This is a genomic window from Brevibacillus sp. FSL K6-2834, from assembly GCF_038592925.1.
Taxonomy (GTDB): domain Bacteria; phylum Bacillota; class Bacilli; order Brevibacillales; family Brevibacillaceae; genus Brevibacillus; species Brevibacillus borstelensis.
Genome location: NZ_CP151945.1, coordinates 1,618,566 through 1,637,138, shown reverse-complemented (window position 1 = coordinate 1,637,138; position 18,573 = coordinate 1,618,566). Strand labels below are relative to the sequence as shown.

Sequence of the window (18,573 nt, the reverse complement as noted above, 5' to 3'; positions counted from 1 at the left end):
GGATGTGTCCATGAACGTGATTACTTCCCGGCATCCATTTCTTTCGGAATGTCTTCGCGGACCAGGCTGGCAGCCGCCAATCCAATGCCGAGAACGAGTGCAAGCAGGATAAATGTCTCCGCGAAGCTGCCCGTTTTCATAAATGAAATGGATAAAATCGGCCCCAGGCTTGTTCCCGCAAACAGGACAAAGGTATAAACGGAGACCGCAATGCCGCGCGATTTGCCTGCCAGCAGACCAACGAGAGAAATCAGCGAAGGAACAGCCAACGAGATTCCGCTGACAAAAATGAGCGGGATAGGGGCTTTTTATGTGTAATTCGATAGGCATGGAAAAATCAATAGCGGGCCCTCGTATTTTGTACTTTGGAAGGCCAACTTCAGCTCCGTTTTTCTGTATCAGCTCCGTATCCATAGCATATTTCTCCACAAGCTCTCCGTTATTGCTATGGAACCCCCCCAATATTTCGGAGGCAATGCTTTTGGGATTGATACGGGAGTAAATAGTCATATTCCATGTAGAATCGCAATTTGAACATTTATAGATTAACCATATATCTAAATACTTGCGTTGAGCATTTACACGAAATAATCCGGAACAAACATACTCTGTTTTTTTGCCACATTTCTTGCAATACTTGATTGCAGGTGGTGGAGATAGATACTGTATATCCACGTTTACGATTTGCATAAAATGTTATCCTTCCTATTCAGAATGAAATAGGAAAGAGAAAAGGCGGATTGTCACAAATCCTTTTCATAAACGTCCCCCCAGTCTGGCATTTCGTCTACCTACATTGTATGATCCTGTCCTGCAAAGCCAAACCTCAAAGACTTTTCGTAAAAGAAAATGAGCCAATACAGTAGATAAACTGCATTGGCTCATTCTATGCTCAAGGAATGTTTCTTTGTTCCCGTATTATCCTTTGCATGCTTTTCAAAGACAAAAAATATTTATCAGCTAATTGTTGCAGACTATTCCCCGCCAAATACTCTTCATAAATCTGCCTATTTCGCTGCTGTAATTCTGTGCGGGTAGATGTACTTGACCCCATTCTTTTTTCTTGCCTGATTTTCTGGGGATATAGATAAACTCACCGTCTACATACTCTTGCACCATCTCAAGCAAGTCATTCGGGAGTATATGAATCGCCCTCTTATAGCTCATTTTGCTCTCCTAAAAGTTTTATTTTTAGGAATAGCATAGGCTATGTTCGCATCTGATTTCTACCCTTGTAGCTGTTCATTGCAATAGCCTTTGCTATGCAATGTTAACGATTGGATTAAGCATATATACAAGCCTCCTCCTGCCTAATTTTGTAAAATTATAACACCGCCCTGCTTTGTTATCAAGAACAAGAGCATTTTGGTGCAGCACCGAGCGTGGGCTCCAGATGGGACCTACCCGGGATCGAACCGACGACCACTTGACTGCCCAGTGTGGCGCACTCCCGTAGTGGTTTATTCAACTGCTCCAAAAAACTGATTGGGTACGATCCGCGACTGCAACGGGAGCAACCGTTACCTATCAGAATAGTGCTTGAGCAGCTCTTGTGACAGGAAATAAATACGGTCAATCATTTCACGCGGCTCGATAACCTTTGCCGCAGTACCTAACTGGAGAAAATACCTGGATACAAATTCGACTTCACTTTTATCAATCATAGTGTCAATGTATCCTTGATCTTCATTCATCATCACAATATCAGGCTCCAACCAGGGCTGGCTCCGGCATTGTCTCAGTCCTTCCCTCGTCAACTCCACGTATAATCGGAGCGGATTCATTGGCGATTTGGCAGCGTGTCTGTCCAACCATTCGTGAAGAGTGACTTGCGGGTCTTGATGCCTTTCCATAACCTTCAAGGATAAAATCCGGTCTGTTCGAAACAATTTTACCTCGTTATTGGCAAGATCAATGGCGGGCATATACCAGAATCCATTGTACGTATAGATACCGATTGGGGAGACTTCGCGGATCGTATTCTTTTCTTTTGACGCGTATCCGATTTGCAGGTTCTGCTTCTCTACAGAAGCTTCGATAATTTCCTGTAGAAATTGTGACGGAACGCTTCTTTTTATATTCCAAAAGGACAACACACCCTCCAGCCGATCTATTTTTCTCTTTATATCAATCGGAAGGCTTGAATACAGCTTTGCGGAAACAGATTTGATCTCAATGTCAAAGGGCAGTGATTGATAGAATTGTAGTGATTGAAATGCAAAGAAAATGGAGAAGGCTTCATTCTCGTCAAAGATAATGGGTGGCAGCAGCCTGCTGTTCAACACTCGATAACCGCCGTTTCGACCAGGCTCGGTATAGAGGGGGACGCCCATTTCACTCAACTCTGACAAATACCTATGTGCTGTTCGCACCGAAATATCGAATTCATAGGCAACGTCCTGAGCAGTAAAGGAGCGCTTCGCATTGACATACATCATCAGGTTGAATAAGAGCTTTGCCTTGGATATAAACATTCACTCCTCACCATAAAACATGTCAGTTATTGTCATGGTATTCTTGTACACTTTCAATTGCAACAAAAACACAGGTCAAATGAGGAGGTTGCTATGATTAATAAGATGGATACGATGAAAGCTGCGGTGCTTAATCGGTTTGGTGGTCCTGAAGAACTCGTTCTGCAAAAGATTGATTTGCCCGAGATCGGACCCGAGGACGTGCTGATTCGCGTTGAATACGCAGGTGTGGGAGAATGGGATACATTTGAACGTCAAGGAGGGTATGCGTCAATGCTGGGCATAGAACCCCGTTTTCCTTATGTATTAGGTTCAGAAGGGGCTGGAACTGTGGCTGCAACAGGCGAAAAGGTTTTGGCATTCAACATTGGCGATAAAGTGTACGCCCCCGGCTTTCTTCATCCCCGAGGCGGATTCTATGCAGAGTATGCATCTGTTCATGTCAAATACGTGTCTCCGATTCCAAATGGTATGACCGTTCAGGAAGCAGCGGTGGTCTCCGGAGTGGGGATTACTGCGCTGCGTGGACTTGAAGATGTATTGGAGCTTAAACAAGGAGAGTCTATCATGATTTTTGGCGCCAGCGGAGGAGTAGGCCACTTGGCGGTACAGCTTGCGAAGTGCAAAGGGGCACGAGTATTTGCCGTTGCTTCAGGTAAAGACGGCGTTGAGATGATACAGAATCTCGGCATCGATGCGGTGATGAACGGCCGTACAGAGGATATTGCTTTGGCATCTAGTACGTTCGCTCCTGAAGGTTTCGATGCTGCCTTGTTTTGCGCAGGCGGGGAGGCCGCCAATGCAGCGATGAAATGTATTCGCAGGGGGGGACGCGTCGCATATCCCAATGGCATACGCCCCGCGCTGCAGGCACGTGACGGAATAATCGTATCTGGATATAACGGCGAACCGGATACCGACATTATTAGGCGATTGCATCATTACCTTGAAAATGATCAAATAACCGTTCATACCAGCCGCACGTTTTTGCTGGAAGAAGCACGCGATGCACATATCGCGCTCACGAATCATTACCTGGGGAAATTATGTCTGAAAGTAAGCTCAGAATGATGGTGGCATGAAATCAAAAAACGCAGCCGGGATTGGCTGCGTTACTTGCTATATATGGTGGAGCATAGCGGGATCGAACCGCTGACCTCTACACTGCCAGTGTAGCGCTCTCCCAGCTGAGCTAATGCCCCATATTTTCCTGAACTTCTCTCGCTTACAAATAGGAGTATAGCACATCCAAATTTATGATGCAACTAAAAATTTCGCTTTCCAAACCTAAAAAGTTTAACCCCCGCCTTTCATTATCCCCCCCATCCCCCTCGGAAACACTCCCCCGTTTTCACTCCCTGCCCTCAACAAAAAACAGTTGACGATTTCCCCTCTCCCCTATTACTATAAACAACAGCATTGATAATGATAAACATTATCAATTACTTATATCCAACTTTTATCTCTTCCTTATTCATTCGTTCAACCCATACTTACTGACCAAAAATCAAAACACAAAACGCTCAACCAGAAAGGGGAAAACTCCCGTGTCCATCAAGTCCAATCCTACCAAATTCCTCGCAGTTCTCAGCCTGTCGGCGATGCTTGCCGCTTGCGGCCAAGCCGGAACCGCCGAAAAAACGGACACAGCGGCCGGTCAATCGCAGTCCGACGCAGTAGCCGGCACTAGTCAAGCCGGTGAAACCACTCAAACTAGCCAGTCCGCCGCTTCAAACGAAGCCGACCAGGCAGCGATCGAGCAATACCACAAATTCGTCATCAGCCAGACGGATCAATTTGTAAAAGAAACCGACGCTTTCGTCAAAGCGGTCAAGGCGGGCGATCTGGAAACGGCCAAAAAGCTGTATGCGCCTACCCGCATGTACTTTGAAAGAATCGAGCCAATCGCCGAATCGCTCGGAGATTTCGACCCGTGGATCGACGCTCGCGAAGGCGATGTACCGGATAGCGAATGGCGCGGCTTCCACCGTTTGGAGAAAGCACTATGGGTAGACAAGTCAACCAAAGGCATGGACAAAGTGGCTGACCAGCTGCTCCAGGACGTAAAACAACTCCGCGTGAAAGTAGAGCACGTCGAGATCGACACCCAGATGCTCGTGACCGGCGCTGTCGAGCTGCTGAACGAGGTCTCCTCCAGCAAGGTTACCGGCGAGGAAGAGCGCTACTCCCATACCGACCTTTACGATTTCGCAGCCAACGTCGAAGGCGCCAAGGAAATTTACCTGGTCCTGAAGCCGACACTGGAGAAAAAAGATGCAGCCCTGGCGAAAGAAATCGACACCCGCTTTGCTGAGCTTGACCAGTCGCTTGCACCGTACCGCAAAGGAACCGATTTTGTTCTCTACACAGAACTGAAACCGGAAGAAACAAAAAAACTGAGCCAAACGATTGACGCTTTAGCCGAGCCGTTGTCCAAAATCGGCACGGTGTTGGAGGGGTAACGGATGGATTCCAATCAGGACCGGAAAACATACACCCGCCGCGACTTGCTGAAGCTGGCCGGAGCAGGAGGCGTCGGGCTGCTGCTCGGCGCCGGCGGCGTGGGCAGTCTGATGATGAACAGCAAGACAGCGGCATCTGGGTCCCCCGATACTCATCCATCTGCTTCCGAAGACATCGTTCCGTTTTACGGGAAGCATCAGTCTGGCATTGTGACGCCCATGCAGGATTTTATTTGCATGGGTGCTTTTGATCTGACGACGACCGATGTCCAAGCAGTGCGGGAGCTGTTCAAAAGCTGGACAGAGGCCTGTGCGCGGATGACTGCGGGGCAGGGCGTCGGGGATGAAAGCACGAATGCATTCCTTCCCCCTAAAGATACGGGCGAGGCCATTGGGCTATTGCCGACACGGCTCACCTTTACATTCGGGGTGGGCGCTTCCTTCTTTGACCAGAGGTTTGGCCTGGCAGGAAAACGGCCGGAGGCGCTGATCGACATGCCCCGCTTCAAAGGGGACGCGCTGGTCGACGATTGGTCAAATGGCGATGTGGTCGTGCAGGTATGCGCCAACGATCCGCAGGTCGCCTTTCACGGGATCCGCAATCTGGCCCGGATCGCACGGGGGAAAGCTGTCCTCCGCTGGCTCCAGCAAGGCTTCCAGCGCACAGGTGCCGCTGACCCGAAAGGCTCCACTCCCCGCAATTTGCTCGGCTTTAAAGACGGGACGAACAACCCCGATGTAAAAAATGCGAGCGTTGCCGATGAGGTCGTCTGGGTTCCCCCCACTGACGGTCCGGCCTGGATGACAGGTGGCAGCTACATGGTCGTCCGCCGGATTCGCATGCGTATCGAAGTGTGGGACCGCACCTCGCTTGGCGAACAGGAGCTGACCTTTGGCCGCCACCGCGATTCCGGTGCGCCAATCGGGGAGAAGGACGAATTCGCCAAGCTCGATTTCAGCAAAAAAGATGCCAAAGGAAGGCCGCTCATCGACCCGGCCTCGCACGTGGCGCTTGCCCATATGGAGGGCAAGGTGCAAATCCTGCGTCGAGGCTACTCCTACTCGAACGGCATTGACCTTAAGACCGGCCAGCTCGATGCAGGCCTGCTGTTTATTTGCTACAACCGCGATCCGCGCAAGCAATTTGTCCCGATGCAGCAAAAGCTCGCTGCCCAGGACCGGTTGAATGAGTATATCGTGCACGTCGGCAGCGGACTGTACGCGTGCCTGCCCGGCGTCGGGCAGGGCGGGTATATCGGAGATACATTACTGTGAGGTTGGAGGTGGGCTTTTTGAAACGCACAATATCGATTCTGCTGCTATGCTTCCTGCTTGTGTTGCCGGCCTCCTCATTCGCCGCTCCCGAATCGGGCGCCGCCAAGCAGTCAGACCAGCTGATCTCCCTCGTCAGCGATGCGTTGATCTCAGCAGGAGACAAAAATCTGGATCAAGTGAAGGACGCGATCTCCAAGCTGAAGACGCTCTGGGCGGAAACAGCTGCAAAGGAAGCTGAGGGAGCTTCCTCGCCTGGTACGAGCAGTAATTCTACGCCAGGCACAAGTACGGATTCCCCGGACGCCCCCGCCCCGATTGCGGGCGAGGCCAAGAGCAACGGTCCAGAGGCGAAGGCTGTCACGGAGGCCATTGCCGCTGTCGAGCAAGAGCTCTCGCAAGCAAATCCCGATACGGATGCCGTTTATGCGAGCGTGTCTGCCTTGGCAAAAGCGATCGATACGTACGTCTCTTCCCTCGACGGCGAGAGCAAGCAGGAAAAGGCGCATGAAAGCATCAAGAAAATCCTGCCGCTCATTCAAAACAGTCTGACCGCAATCCAGTCGGAGAAATGGGAAGAGGCCAAAAGCAGCTACCAATCGTTCGTCAATGGATGGTACAAAGCGGAGAGCCTGATCCGCCAAGAGGACGGCAAGTTTTACGGAAAGATCGAAGTAAAAATCACCGGCGTGCGGATTGCGCTGAATACAGAGCCGCCGGACAAGGCAAAGGCCGTGCAAAAGGTGCAAGAATTGATCTTTGTCCTGGACGACTATCTGGCCGGCAAATCTGCTGCAGCAAGCGGCGATACGGGGGCTATGGGCGAGATTCACAGTATCTCCGACCTGATTCAGCTGCTCAACGCTGTGCAAACGGACGTGCAAAACGGCCGGGCGACAGACGCAGCGGACAAAATGGACCAGTTCATTGTAGCCTGGCCAACGGTCGAGGGAGTCGTTTTGACGAAGTCGCAGGATGCGTACAACCGGATTGAAAGCAGGATGGTTTCCATCCCCAGCCTGCTGCTCTCCCAGCCTCCGAAGCTGGAGCAGGCGGATGCATTGTTAAATGAGCTCCGTGATGAGCTTGCGCCGTACAGCCAGTCCGCTTCCTACTCGGCTTGGGATGCCGGAGTGATCCTGTTCCGCGAAGGCTTGGAAGCTATCCTGGTCATCGCTGCCCTGCTGACGTTTTTGAACCGCACGGGCAATGCCGACAAGCGAAAATGGATCTGGTCCGGCGCCGGTGCAGGCGTGGTTGTGTCTGGAGTGTTTGCGCTCGTCCTGACTGTATTTTTGTCCCACCTGTCCACAGGCAACTCCCGCGAGCTGATCGAAGGGGTTACCGGTCTGATCGCCGTTGTCTTCATGGTGACGATCGGGGCGTGGCTGCACAGCAAGTCCAATCTGCGCGCCTGGAACCAGTTCGTGGAAAAATCGATTGGGGCATCGGTGGCAAAAGGAGCGCTCTGGTCATTGGCTTTGACGTCTTTTCTGGCTGTAATGCGGGAAGGCGCAGAAACGATCATTTTCTACATCGGGATGGCGCCTTCTATTCAAATGTCTGACCTTCTGTTCGGCATCGGGGTCGCACTCGTTTTACTGGCCGTGATCGGGTACGCGCTGATCAAAATGAGCTCTCGCATTCCGATTCGCTCGTTCTTTTTGGTCGCGAGCCTATTGATCTACTATTTGGCGTTTAAATTTATCGGCGTGAGCATACATGCCCTGCAGATTTCAGGGAAGCTTTCGGCGCATATGTCTGATCTGTTGATCGACGCCCCTTCATTTGGTTTGTACAGTAGCTGGGAGGGCACCATTCCGCAACTGATCGTTCTGCTTGTCATTGTGTGGAATATAATCCGGGTCGAGCGGAAAAACCTGAAAGCCAGGGCTGCTGTCTCTTAACGCTGAGCATTCCCATTCAATAGAAAATCCCTCTGGCAATACGGCGACTGCTCTTTCGTTTGCAGTCCGCCAAAGCTAGAGGGATTTTTTATTGACTAACACAAATCTTTTTATTGACTAGTTACTACACTTATCAAGGAAGAAATATCACGTTAAGCTCTGCCGTCTTTTCGGGCAGCGGACAAAAACGGTTTCCCCCGCTTCGCCTATTCGTTGCTGATCACGACCGAGTTGGAGTAAGCATCCCAGCCTACCTTCGCTCCCAGCGCTTCGCTGACAAAACGGATCGGCACCATCGTCGTGTCTCCGTTAAAGAGCTGGGCCGGGACGTCCAGATTGATCTTTTTTCCGTTCTTATACGCGACCTTGGACCCGATCGTCAGTTGAATCGTGTTGTTGTCTTTCGTAGCCGTTACGGTTTGGGTCGCTTCGTCCCATTCTACCTTTGCCCCTAGCGCTTCAAAGATGGCACGCAAAGGAACCAGCGTACGACCGTCGATTTCGACCGGAGACTTTTGGAACACTTGCAGCGCCCCGTCGATGAAAATGACGATATCCCTCGTTTGGTTGACGGTGACAAAAGCCGGCAAAGAGGTTGCCCAGGAACCGCTGGCCGTATCCTCCACCTCGATCACAATCGTGTATCCACCTGTCGGCAGGTTCAGCCCTTGCAGGGAGAAGACCGGATTCTTCGGATTCAGCGAAATGCGCTTCACCGACTTGCCGTACTCATCATAGACGACGACATACCACTCATAACTGCTGTACGAGCTTTTCCACTCCAGGGTGATGCTGATCGTTCCATCGCTGTTTACTTTGATGCCGCCCGGAAAGGAGGCGCCGCTCGGAATCGTAAACGTCGAGCTGCTTTTCGTTGAGATCGTCCACGAAATGCTGGAGGAGTACGATTTTTTGCCGCCGTTCACCATTTCCAGAACGAGCGCGTATTCGCCTGCCGGAAGGGACAGGCCTTTGCCGGAGATGGTTGGATTTTTCAGGTTGATCGGAATGCGTTTGACGACCTTGTCGTCCTCATTCAAGACGAGGAGCGTAAATCTCGCCTTTGCGTACTCACTGGTAAGGTCCAGACGGATCTGAATGGTGCCGTCGTTTGACAGGCGGATTTGTCCAGGGAAGTTGAGGCTCGGTACAAATCCTCCGTTGCCCGCAGTTCCTGTGCCTATTCCTACACCTGCTCCCGGTCCTGTACCGACATTACCCGCGCCGCTTCCTGCCGTTCCCGCTGTCGGTATGACAAGCACAGCCGATTCGGAGCGAAGAACGTCACCGCCGTCTGTGACTTCCAGATATATCGTGTATTCACCGCTCGTCAGCTTCAGGCTGCCAAGTGAAATCTGCGGGTTCTTTGGATTGATGCTGATGCGCTTTACTTCCTCGCCATTCTCATCGATGATCACCATCACCCATTTGGCTCGCGTGGAGACAGCGGATGACTTGATCGTAATCTGGATGGTGCCATCCTTGTCGACCTTGATTCCTCCAGGAAAGACTTTCTCCGCTCCCGCATCAGGCAGCACGATTTGCTTTTCCTTGGAGTACTCTTCTCTCGTCACGTCCGGTACGAAAAACGCGGTATCGCGTCCCCGTACGATTACCGTGTACTCGCCCGGGGCGAGATCCAAAGCCTTCGCCGGAATGGTGAATGTCAGTGTTTTGATATTGATTTCAATGCTTTGTCCAGATGGATGGAGAACTCTTTCCTTGCCGTTCTTTGCTTTGGTCGTCACGCCCGAAGCCAGCTTCTCTTTGCCTCCATTCCAAATCTGAATCTCCCTGCGATTCTTTCCTTTTTCATCGGTAAACAAGAGCGACACGTCTGCCTCGTATCGCGTATCGACCACCACCGTACCTGTAATGCTTCCTGTCTGATCTGCGATTACCTCCAGAAAAACAGGGGGAAACGAGTACGTAGAGACAAGCTTCGCCGTATCGTAATCTGCTGCGTAGGCGGGACCTATCCCTGCTGAAAGAATGAGAGAAAATACGGTAATTACGATACTGCCTGCTTTGAAACCCCTTTTCATGCTGTCAGTCTCCTTTTGTCTGATTAAAAGAATGATGGCCGTTCTCCTGAGTGTTCAGGAGATATATTTGTTGCACATTCTTTTATCGGCAATAACCGATGCGAAATTTAGGTATTTGTACCTGATCTTTAAGTCCGAACAAACGAAAGAACCCTGCACATTCGCAGAGTTCCCGTTGCTGATAGACACGCTATTTCTGTTGCACTTTTTCTTTCTGTTGCATTCGCTATTTCACGATCACGACCACCGGTGTACGCTTGCCGCCATACGTGACCGTAATCGTCGCCTTTCCTGTACCCGTCGCCTTGATGATGCCGTCCTTCACGTCGGCCGTCAACAGGCGGGAGGTTGTCCAGAGAGCCGGTATGGTTACATCTTCTTCCGTGCCATCCGTATAGGTGGCAATCGCCTTCACCTTTTTGGTCTCTCCTTTTTTCATTTCGATCTGAACTACATCGGTTTTCAGATACTTCAACATATCCACTTCGACCGGAATGGTAACGGTTTTTCCGTTGTAACGGGCAGTGACGGTCGTCTTGCCGTAGCCGACGCCCGTAATTAATCCTTTGGACACATCGGCGACTTTGTAGCCGGATACCTTCCATTCGGCATCTGCACTGACGTCCGAAGTCCTGCCGTCGGAGAACTTGGCGGTCAGCGCGACTTGCACGCTTTTACCGGATTTCAGTGAAACAAATCGCTTGTTTGCCTCCAGGGCCGTCACGATTCCGACTTCGACCGGCACGGTGACGCTTTTGCCTCCGTAAGTGGCTGTAATCGTGGCGCGTCCGCTGCCATAACCAATGACATGCCCTTTGTCGACATCCGCCACCTTTGGATTGCTCGATTTCCATACGGCGTCATCCGTAACCTTGCGGGATGTGCCGGAAGCGTCTGTTGCTGTCAAAACGATGTCAGCCGACTCGTTGACGGTCAAGATCAGCATGCGAGGCTCCATGCTCAGTGTTTGGGCCTGATCGACTTCGACAGGAATGGAGATCGTCTTGCCGTCAAAGACAGCCGTAACTGTTGTTTTTCCTGAAGCCATCGCCGTTACTTTGCCAAGCACGACTTCAGCAATTTCCGGATTGGCACTTTTCCATACAGCCTGGGCGGTGACATCCTTTTCTTCGCCATCCGTGTAGGTAGCGGTCAGCTTGATCGTCTCGCTTTGTCCATTCTTCATGACCAGCTTCTTCTGGCTCGGGACGATGCTTTGGATGACACCTACGTTCACCGGCAGACTGACAGAGCGGTTCGCATAGGTGACCGTAATCGTAGCCGCACCAGTGCCGACGCCAATTACCGTACCTTGGCGCACAGTCGCTACATTATCCGCGCTGCTCTTCCATTCCGCCTTTTTGGTTACATCTTCGTTGGCTCCGCCCGGATAAATGACGGTCGCCTTTACGTCTGCAGAACCGCCGATTTGGAGATTCAGCGAGGTTTCATCCAGTGTCAGCTTTTGCGGCAGGTCTACATCGACCGGGATGGTCACTTGCTTTCCGCCGTATTTGGCTGTAATGGTGGCTGATCCGGCTTTATAGGCAGAAACAACGCCGTCCTTGACGAACGCGATGTCACTGTTGGAAGAAGACCACTCTGCCTTGTCGGTAATGATTTCCGGTTTCCCGGAGACAAAGGTTGCTTCCAGCGTAATTTTCTCAGAGCTTCCAGAGCGCATTGGCAAGTATGCAGGCTTCGGATCGAGATAGCGGGGCACCTCTACATCCACCCGGATTTGCACGCTTTTTTCTGCGTATTTGGCAGTAATGACCGCTTCGCCTGATGCGTGGGCAATGATTTTTCCTTTGCTGACAGAAGCGACCTCAGGCTTGTCGGAGCTCCATTCCGCTGTTTCTGTTACCGTATCCTTGTTGCCATCTGCGTAGAGAGCCGTGAGCTCAAGCGTTTCCTCGTCGCCAACGTGCATGAACAGATCCTGCTTGTTCACTGTCAGCGTACGAGTCGAGTCAACATCTACCTTGATAGTAGCTGTTTTTGTACCGTACTTGGCCGTAACGACCGCTGTACCCGGCCCGTATGCGGTGATTTTCCCCTTGATCGCATCCGCTACCGCTTCGTTGTCGCTGGACCATTCTGCGACACCGGCGACGTCTTCTTCGACCGAGCCATCCGGGTACAAGGCGGTCAATTTAATCGTTTCAAATTTGCCATTCAGCAAGGAAATTTGCGTTTTTTCCGGCTCCAAACGACGGACAATTTCCACGCTGACCGGGATGGCGACGGTCAGGCGTCCGAACTTGGCTGTTACCGTAGCCGTACCCGAGCCATGACCTTTGATCAGTCCGTTGGTCACAGTGGCTACCGATGTATTGTCGATCGCCCAGTCCGCTTTTTCTGTTACCTCTTCCGTTTTGCCATCACTATAGGAAGCGGTCAATTTCAACTGTTGGGATTTATCCTTCCTGATATCGACCGACTGCTTGTCCACTGTCAAGGCTTTCAGCTTTTGGGTGACCGTGACTGTAGCCACCGCTTGTTTTCCCATGTAAGAACCTGTAATGACAGATGTCCCTACCGCTTTGGCTGTAACCGTTCCTGCGTAGACAGTGGCTACGCCTGTGTTTTCACTATTCCATTCCGTCTTTATCGTGACATCCTCTGTCTTCCCTGAGACATATACCGCAGTTACTGACAGCGAGATCGTGTCTCCGGTCTCCATCGCTAATTCGTTTTTGGACAGGACCAGACGTGAGATTTCATCCGCTGCCAATGCTGTTCCCACGGTTCCGCCTCCACATATGAGCAGCAGAGCGAGAAACCCAAGTAACAGTTTTCTCCAGTTCATGACTTTCCTCCCCCGTTGGTATTTTGAAGTCCCTTTTATGGTTATCGGCACCAGGGAATAATTTTACATGAGCCTTGCGTTTTAATTGTGTCCAAAATGTGTCTGAATAGTGTCAAGGCAACCGCCTTTGGAAAAACTCCCCGGAAAAACATGCGCTCCCGTAACGCTTTTCAAGCTAGAATCGTCATTAATACTTGAAAAGCTGCTCGACCAAATCCATGACGTGTCTTGTGGTCCGACTGCAGCCATACAGCTCCGAGCGTGTGCCGAAGTACCGAACGTGTACCGCGTCCGCAGGAGGCACCCTTTTCCGCAAAAAAAGCAGCCGTCGGGGCGGGCTGGGCATTTATCATTGGTTCGGACGATTCTTTTGGTCCAGCCGATTCTACATAATTGATACAGGAGCTTGAGGAAAAATGAATGTACAAACAGGAAATAACGATGGAAGGTCAGTTCGAATGAATCCATCCCGCATAAAGCCCAGCAAGAGCCGAAAGCAGCGAATATTTCGAATCCTCGCTGCCTGTATCGTGATCTTGGGCTGCTGGTCCGGATATCTTTTGTGGAAAATCGAGCGCACGATTCAGGAGGCTGTGCCGCGTAAGGCGGATGTGGCGATCGTTCTCGGTGCTGGCGTCTGGGGTGACCGTCCGAGTCCGGGACTGCGGGAGCGGCTGGACCAGGCGCTGGAGCTTTATCGGGAGGGGTATGTACCATACCTCTTGGTTACGGGGGGGCTTGGCGAAGGGAAAACGTCCACGGAAGCTGCCGTCATGCGGAACTATCTGGTTGAACAGGGGGTGCCCGAGGATCGGATCTTCATGGAGCATCAAGCCCGGGACACCTACGAAAACCTGCTTTTCAGCAAGGAAATCATGCAGCAGCACGGGCTGTCGCAAGCTCTCGTGGTCAGTCACGATTACCACCTGGCGCGAGCGGTCGACATGGCCGAGTCGATGGAAATAGACGCTTCGCCCGTCGGAGTGAAATCCCACGTCCTGTACGGCCCTTACCATAAAGCAAGAGAGGTGCTGGCTCTCACCAAATGGCACCTCTCTCATCCGTTTTGACTATTTTCCTTCGATCCGCTGGTTTTTTCGCATAATCGGATATACATCGACATAATGGCGGATTCGCTCCATGACGCGAGCCGCCTTTGTTCGTTCGATCCGGTTGCCGTTGGAGATGGACATGTGCTCCTCCAGCTCTTCCAGCGAGTAGTTGGAAGTAAACAAGGTAGGCAGGTGATTGTTGACGCGATGGTTCAAGATGACGCCGATAATCTCGTCTCTCACCCATGGCGTCAGGTTTTCCGCCCCGATGTCATCGAGGATGAGCACGGGCACTTCCTTCAAGACCTCCAGCTTCGCCGAATGGGAATGGTCAGCCAGCGAGTCTTTCATCTCCCGGATGAAATCCGGCACATAGACCATCAGCGAAGGCACGTTCCGTTCGGAAAGCTCGCGGGCAATCGCCCCCATCAGGTAGCTTTTTCCGACTCCAAACGGTCCGTGCAGGTACAAGCCTTTCAGCTTTTCCCCTGTTCCTGCCCGCTCGCTGAATAAAATCCCCGCTGCGACAGCGGCCCGATTCTCCGCATCCAGCTCCAGTTTTTCAAAGCTGGCCTGCATCGTCTCTTCGGAAATATAGTAGCTGCGCATCAGCCGGCGGCGGCGCTGGTCTTCCTCGTACACTTGCTGCTTTTCACAAGGCGTAATCGGACTGACGATGGAACCTTGAGTCACTTCGAGTTTGCTCCTGTGTCCCTTGACCAGGTTCGGGCATTTCTCCAATCCTGGACAGCGCTCGCACCAGTATTGCTCCTTTACGGCTGTATAGACGCTGGAGAGCGCTTTGAGATAGTCATCGCGGCCAAGCTCGGGATGTGCCTGCTGAAACGCCTGGAGGTACCCGGATGAACGGAACATTTTGTCCAGCTGCTGGTCAGGCGTCAGTAGCTGCCGAGGCGTCCGTTTGGCCAGCTCTTGCATAAATTCTCCGATTGATTCCATCTGCCTTTTTACACTCCTCTCTGCCGCTTCCTGAGGGATTCGAGCATCTTTTTCAGTTCCGGATCATCCTCGATCGTCTTGACCCGCTCCGGCTTTGCTTGTGGCGTCTCCTGATCGCTTTGTTCCCGCTGCTGCTCCTGGGAAAGCTGCCATTCTACCGAGGCAGGCAGCTTGTCCTGCAAAACGGCGCGGCCATTTCGGCGGACCGGTGTATCCTTGCCCGTTTTTGTTTGTCTTGTTTTCTCCGCATGCTGAGCCTTTTGGTCGGCCCGCTCCAGTATCTGGCGGACGGCTTCGTCCACTGTCGTAATCCGCTTTGCCTTCCAGCTGTCGCGGATTGTCTCCATGTAAGCCTTTGGCAGCTCCATCTGCATGCTGCTGAGCGTATGGAGCAGCAGCGCATTGACCACCTCGACCGTCATCCCGTCGTTGAACAGCAGGCTCTCCGCCCGCTCCAGAAATACTTTGCTCACGCGGCCTCCGACGACCTTTTCAAGCAGCGTCAGCGGAGAGAGCTGGCGGCAGACCCGGACGAACATTTCGCTGCCTGGCTGAGGAAGCTGGCCCGGCCCCCATTCCTCTTCACCGGGAACCGCGCTCGGCGCTATCCGCACGAGCTTGTCGTCGGTATAGCGTTGAATCAGCCGTTTGCGGAGCACCTCGCTGTCCAGCGAGCCGTCCGGCTTGTACAGCGTCCAGTCTCTGAGCTCCTGGCCCAGTCCCCAACTGTCCAACTGGTAGAAATGTTGCAGCCTGTACAGAACCTCGACGCCTTCTTTGGAAAACACCTTGTCGGACTTGGCGTTGTCCGGAAGGTAGTGACGCAGCGAAGACAGGCTGAGCGGATGGTCCACGGCAGGCTCAAACCCGGCCTGCATCGGTGCGGGAGGATAGCTCTTTTCCATCTCCGAGAGGAACTGCTCCCGCTCCGAGCCCCGATGCACTTCCAGCTCGGAAGCTTTCAATGATTGAAACACTTCGTGAAAATCCTTGGTCACATCTTCGGTGATCGTATATTCCTGATCCAAAGCCGCTCCCAAGTGATCCGCATATTTTTGTCTGAGCTGCTGGTAACGAATATTTTCAATCTTGTTTAACAACATGAGCGACAATACGTAATCCGCAAAAAATTCATTCGGTGTCAGCGGAGGCTTCACCATGTACTCGTAAAAGTAGTCTCGCTGCAGGTTTTCCCTGCGCCGGACTGTGACGAGGCCGAGTGCTTCCAGCCGCTCACGGGCCAAGAGCAGTCGATCCAGTGTAAGTCCGCTCATCAGCATCAGATTGCGGTGTGTGCTTTCAGCTGCGGCCCCGCTTACCTCCTGCACCTCGTGAACGAGCAGTTGATAGAGGGAAAACGAATCTGAACCGATGATCGGCAAATATAGCTGCGTGACGTAGCCCAGCTCGGCGAAGCTGAGAGGTCTCATCATTCGGACCACGCAACGATCTTTGGGCATCAGTTCGTTCCAAACGAGACGGCGCATGTATCTTGTTCCTTCCTGTCCATTCTGGTTCTCCTATTATAGCATGTCTGACTGGTGTTAGATACGAGAGTGACTGGAAGCCGGGAGCCAAAGCGGCTGCAAAGCATGCCGTCTCGGTCCGTCGAATATGGGCTGCCTTTCGTCTGTATGCCAAAAAAGGCGGAGGCTGAAGCGCCTGTCGCCTGAGACTAAGTACCCAGAAAAATTTATGGTGACCGCAGTGGCTTTTTATGATTCCGTGTTGCCGCGAGCCTGGGACAGCAGCTCCTCCAGTTCTTTCATGAAAACATTGATGTCTTTGAACTGGCGGTAGACCGAGGCGAAGCGGACATATGCCACTTCATCCACATGGTACAAACGCTCCATGACCTTCTCCCCGACATCCTTGCTTGGTATTTCGGCTTGACCGCAGCTGCGGAGCTCTCTTTCAATCTCATTTACCACATTTTCCAAGACTTCGAGCGTGACAGGCCGTTTCTCGCATGCCCGGACCAACCCGCGCAGTACCTTCTCCCGGCTAAACTCTTCTCGTGTTCCATCCTTTTTAATGATCAGCAGCGGCGTTTCCTCGACCACTTCAAACGTGGTGAAACGGCGCTCGCATTCTTCACATTCGCGTCGACGTCGGATTGACTTGTTATTGTTAAAAGGGCGGGAATCTAGGACTCTAGTCCCGTTATACTCGCAAAACGGACATCGCATCCGAAATCAACTCCAATACTGTCAATACTTTTAATAGTGTCCCTCAATTTGACAGCCAAAGTCAAGTCAATCCTTCTACCTATTTCATGCACCTGACTATTGGAGTACAATAATGGTACAAGCTGGAGGGATTCGTATGAGATTAGTTTCAATCAGACATGTGCAACCCGGGATGAAAGTGGGACGCACGATCTTTACGGAAGACGGCAAGGTTTTGCTCGGCGTTGGAATGACGCTTACCGATCGCCTGATCCAGGGATTGCAGCGATCCGGTATTGACTCTCTGTACATAGACGATCCGCGCACGGCCGATATTGTGGTGGAGGATGTCATTCGTCCGGAGACCCGTCAGGTTGCTGTCGAAACCATTGAGAAAACCGTCAAACAGATCACCAATTCCAATAAATTGGCCCGCAAAATTTCGCTCAAGGAAATGGGGCTGCACTTTCAACAAGCATTCGGCTCCATCTTGGACGACCTGATGCAAAACAGACAAATCGTCATGCATCTGGCCAATATATCTACTCACTCCCCATCTCTGTACCATCATTCCGTCAATGTCGCGGTGCTGTCTACCGCCGTGGGAATGTCGCTTGGCTACAATCGCAACCAGTTGATGGAGCTCGGGATTGGGGCAATGCTGCACGATATTGGCAAGGTGGAATTGCCCGCCGAGATGCTGAAAAAGACCGAGCGCTGGAATCAGGAAGAAATGGAAGCTGCCAAACAGCACTGCATTCTGGGATTCAATATATTGCGCAAACAGCACGATATTTCACTTCTCTCTGCGCACGTCTGCCTGCAGCACCACGAACGGCTGGACGGCAGCGGATATCCACAGGGCCTAAAGGGTAAGAATATTCACGAATATGCACAAATTGTTGGCATTTGCGATATTTACGACTCGCTTACTTCTCCGCGTCCATGGCGCAAGCGCTACATGCCGCAGGATGCTCTCGAATATCTCCTCGGCTCAGGCGGCCATTTGTTTGAACATCGGCTGATCAATGCCTTCCGCAGCCACATCGCGATTTTTCCGATCGGAAGCAGCGTGGTGCTCAACACGGGCGAGGTAGGCGTCGTCTGCCGCGTCGATCCGGAGTACTGCCATCGTCCGACCGTCCGAATCCTGAAGGACGGGCGCGGGAATGACGTGCGGGCAAGCTATGATCTGGATCTGAAGACGAATATCAAGCTGTTTATCGTCGGATTTGAGGACGATCAGCTCTTCTCCCTCGGAGGATTGTCGGAGAGCAAGACGACGTAATTCCATTACTTGGGAATTCCCTCTGCCAGGAGTTGTGATTTCGAAGACAGGACGCAGAAATTGTATCTGCGTCTTTTTTGTGCGTGGCTTTTGTAACGGGAGCGTAAGTATGGTACACAAAAAACCCCCAAGC

Annotated in this window: 13 protein-coding genes, 1 tRNA gene and 2 pseudogenes; 6 read left to right on the top strand and 10 right to left on the bottom strand. The window is 51.9% G+C overall.

Features of this window, described 5'->3' with window-relative positions:
* Positions 1 to 20: 20 nt before the first annotated feature.
* From NST96_RS08140 to NST96_RS08125, 4 genes and pseudogenes are all read right to left on the bottom strand, one after another.
* Positions 21 to 293, bottom strand: a pseudogene (locus NST96_RS08140) (MFS transporter); the annotation flags it as partial.
* 55 nt (positions 294 to 348) lie between these two features.
* Positions 349 to 690: pseudogene (locus NST96_RS08135) on the bottom strand (DUF1062 domain-containing protein); the annotation flags it as partial.
* 202 nt (positions 691 to 892) lie between these two features.
* Positions 893 to 1,054 (bottom strand): Mor transcription activator family protein, encoded by a 162-nt coding sequence (locus NST96_RS08130; protein WP_228006877.1) that lies wholly within the window; start codon positions 1,052 to 1,054, stop codon positions 893 to 895.
* A gap of 466 nt (positions 1,055 to 1,520) precedes the next feature.
* Positions 1,521 to 2,474 (bottom strand): YafY family protein, encoded by a 954-nt coding sequence (locus tag NST96_RS08125; RefSeq protein WP_342405979.1) that lies wholly within the window; start codon positions 2,472 to 2,474, stop codon positions 1,521 to 1,523.
* A 93-nt stretch (positions 2,475 to 2,567) separates the two neighbouring features.
* On the opposite strand from NST96_RS08125, the gene NST96_RS08120 reads away from it, so the two are divergent.
* On the top strand, positions 2,568 to 3,545 hold the full coding sequence (locus NST96_RS08120) for an NADP-dependent oxidoreductase (protein ID WP_251238156.1): 978 nt from the start codon (positions 2,568 to 2,570) through the stop codon (positions 3,543 to 3,545).
* A 55-nt stretch (positions 3,546 to 3,600) separates the two neighbouring features.
* On the opposite strand, the gene NST96_RS08115 is transcribed toward NST96_RS08120, so the two are convergent.
* Positions 3,601 to 3,676 (bottom strand) — tRNA-Ala (locus NST96_RS08115).
* A gap of 399 nt (positions 3,677 to 4,075) precedes the next feature.
* Here NST96_RS08115 and efeO point away from each other — a divergent pair.
* The 3 genes from efeO to NST96_RS08100 are packed head-to-tail and all read left to right on the top strand — an operon-like array spanning position 4,076 to position 8,115.
* A complete protein-coding gene (gene efeO, locus NST96_RS08110; protein ID WP_051567333.1) occupies positions 4,076 to 4,936 on the top strand; it encodes an iron uptake system protein EfeO in 861 nt (286 codons plus the stop codon).
* Positions 4,937 to 4,939: 3 nt separating this feature from the next.
* Entirely contained in the window at positions 4,940 to 6,211 is a 1,272-nt protein-coding gene (gene efeB, locus NST96_RS08105) for an iron uptake transporter deferrochelatase/peroxidase subunit (protein WP_342405976.1), read from the top strand.
* 17 nt (positions 6,212 to 6,228) lie between these two features.
* The gene (locus NST96_RS08100) at positions 6,229 to 8,115 is read left to right on the top strand and encodes an FTR1 family protein (RefSeq protein WP_342405974.1); all 1,887 of its coding nucleotides are present in this window, start codon (positions 6,229 to 6,231) and stop codon (positions 8,113 to 8,115) included.
* Positions 8,116 to 8,321: 206 nt separating this feature from the next.
* Here NST96_RS08100 and NST96_RS08095 read toward each other — a convergent pair whose 3' ends face one another.
* Complete coding sequence (locus NST96_RS08095) at positions 8,322 to 10,160, bottom strand: copper amine oxidase N-terminal domain-containing protein (RefSeq protein ID WP_342405973.1); 1,839 nt, start codon at positions 10,158 to 10,160, stop codon at positions 8,322 to 8,324.
* A 226-nt stretch (positions 10,161 to 10,386) separates the two neighbouring features.
* Positions 10,387 to 12,972: an Ig-like domain-containing protein gene (locus NST96_RS08090; RefSeq protein WP_342405971.1), complete on the bottom strand. Its 2,586-nt coding sequence runs from the start codon at positions 12,970 to 12,972 to the stop codon at positions 10,387 to 10,389.
* A gap of 458 nt (positions 12,973 to 13,430) precedes the next feature.
* Here NST96_RS08090 and NST96_RS08085 point away from each other — a divergent pair, with 458 nt between their 5' ends.
* Positions 13,431 to 14,042 (top strand): YdcF family protein, encoded by a 612-nt coding sequence (locus NST96_RS08085; RefSeq protein ID WP_051925436.1) that lies wholly within the window; start codon positions 13,431 to 13,433, stop codon positions 14,040 to 14,042.
* On the opposite strand, the gene dnaI is transcribed toward NST96_RS08085, so the two are convergent.
* The 3 genes from dnaI to nrdR form a co-directional block, all read right to left on the bottom strand.
* Positions 14,043 to 14,984: a primosomal protein DnaI gene (dnaI, locus tag NST96_RS08080; RefSeq protein WP_003387953.1), complete on the bottom strand. Its 942-nt coding sequence runs from the start codon at positions 14,982 to 14,984 to the stop codon at positions 14,043 to 14,045.
* Between the two features lie 8 nt (positions 14,985 to 14,992).
* Positions 14,993 to 16,471 (bottom strand): DnaD domain protein, encoded by a 1,479-nt coding sequence (locus NST96_RS08075; RefSeq protein ID WP_003387954.1) that lies wholly within the window; start codon positions 16,469 to 16,471, stop codon positions 14,993 to 14,995.
* A 228-nt stretch (positions 16,472 to 16,699) separates the two neighbouring features.
* Positions 16,700 to 17,173 carry a transcriptional regulator NrdR gene (gene nrdR, locus NST96_RS08070; protein WP_024983186.1) on the bottom strand — a complete coding sequence of 158 codons (474 nt, stop codon included), beginning with the start codon at positions 17,171 to 17,173 and terminating at the stop codon, positions 16,700 to 16,702.
* Positions 17,174 to 17,309: 136 nt separating this feature from the next.
* Between nrdR and NST96_RS08065 the strand changes: the two genes are divergently transcribed.
* Positions 17,310 to 18,440 (top strand): HD-GYP domain-containing protein, encoded by a 1,131-nt coding sequence (locus NST96_RS08065; protein ID WP_003387956.1) that lies wholly within the window; start codon positions 17,310 to 17,312, stop codon positions 18,438 to 18,440.
* Positions 18,441 to 18,573: the final 133 nt, after the last annotated feature.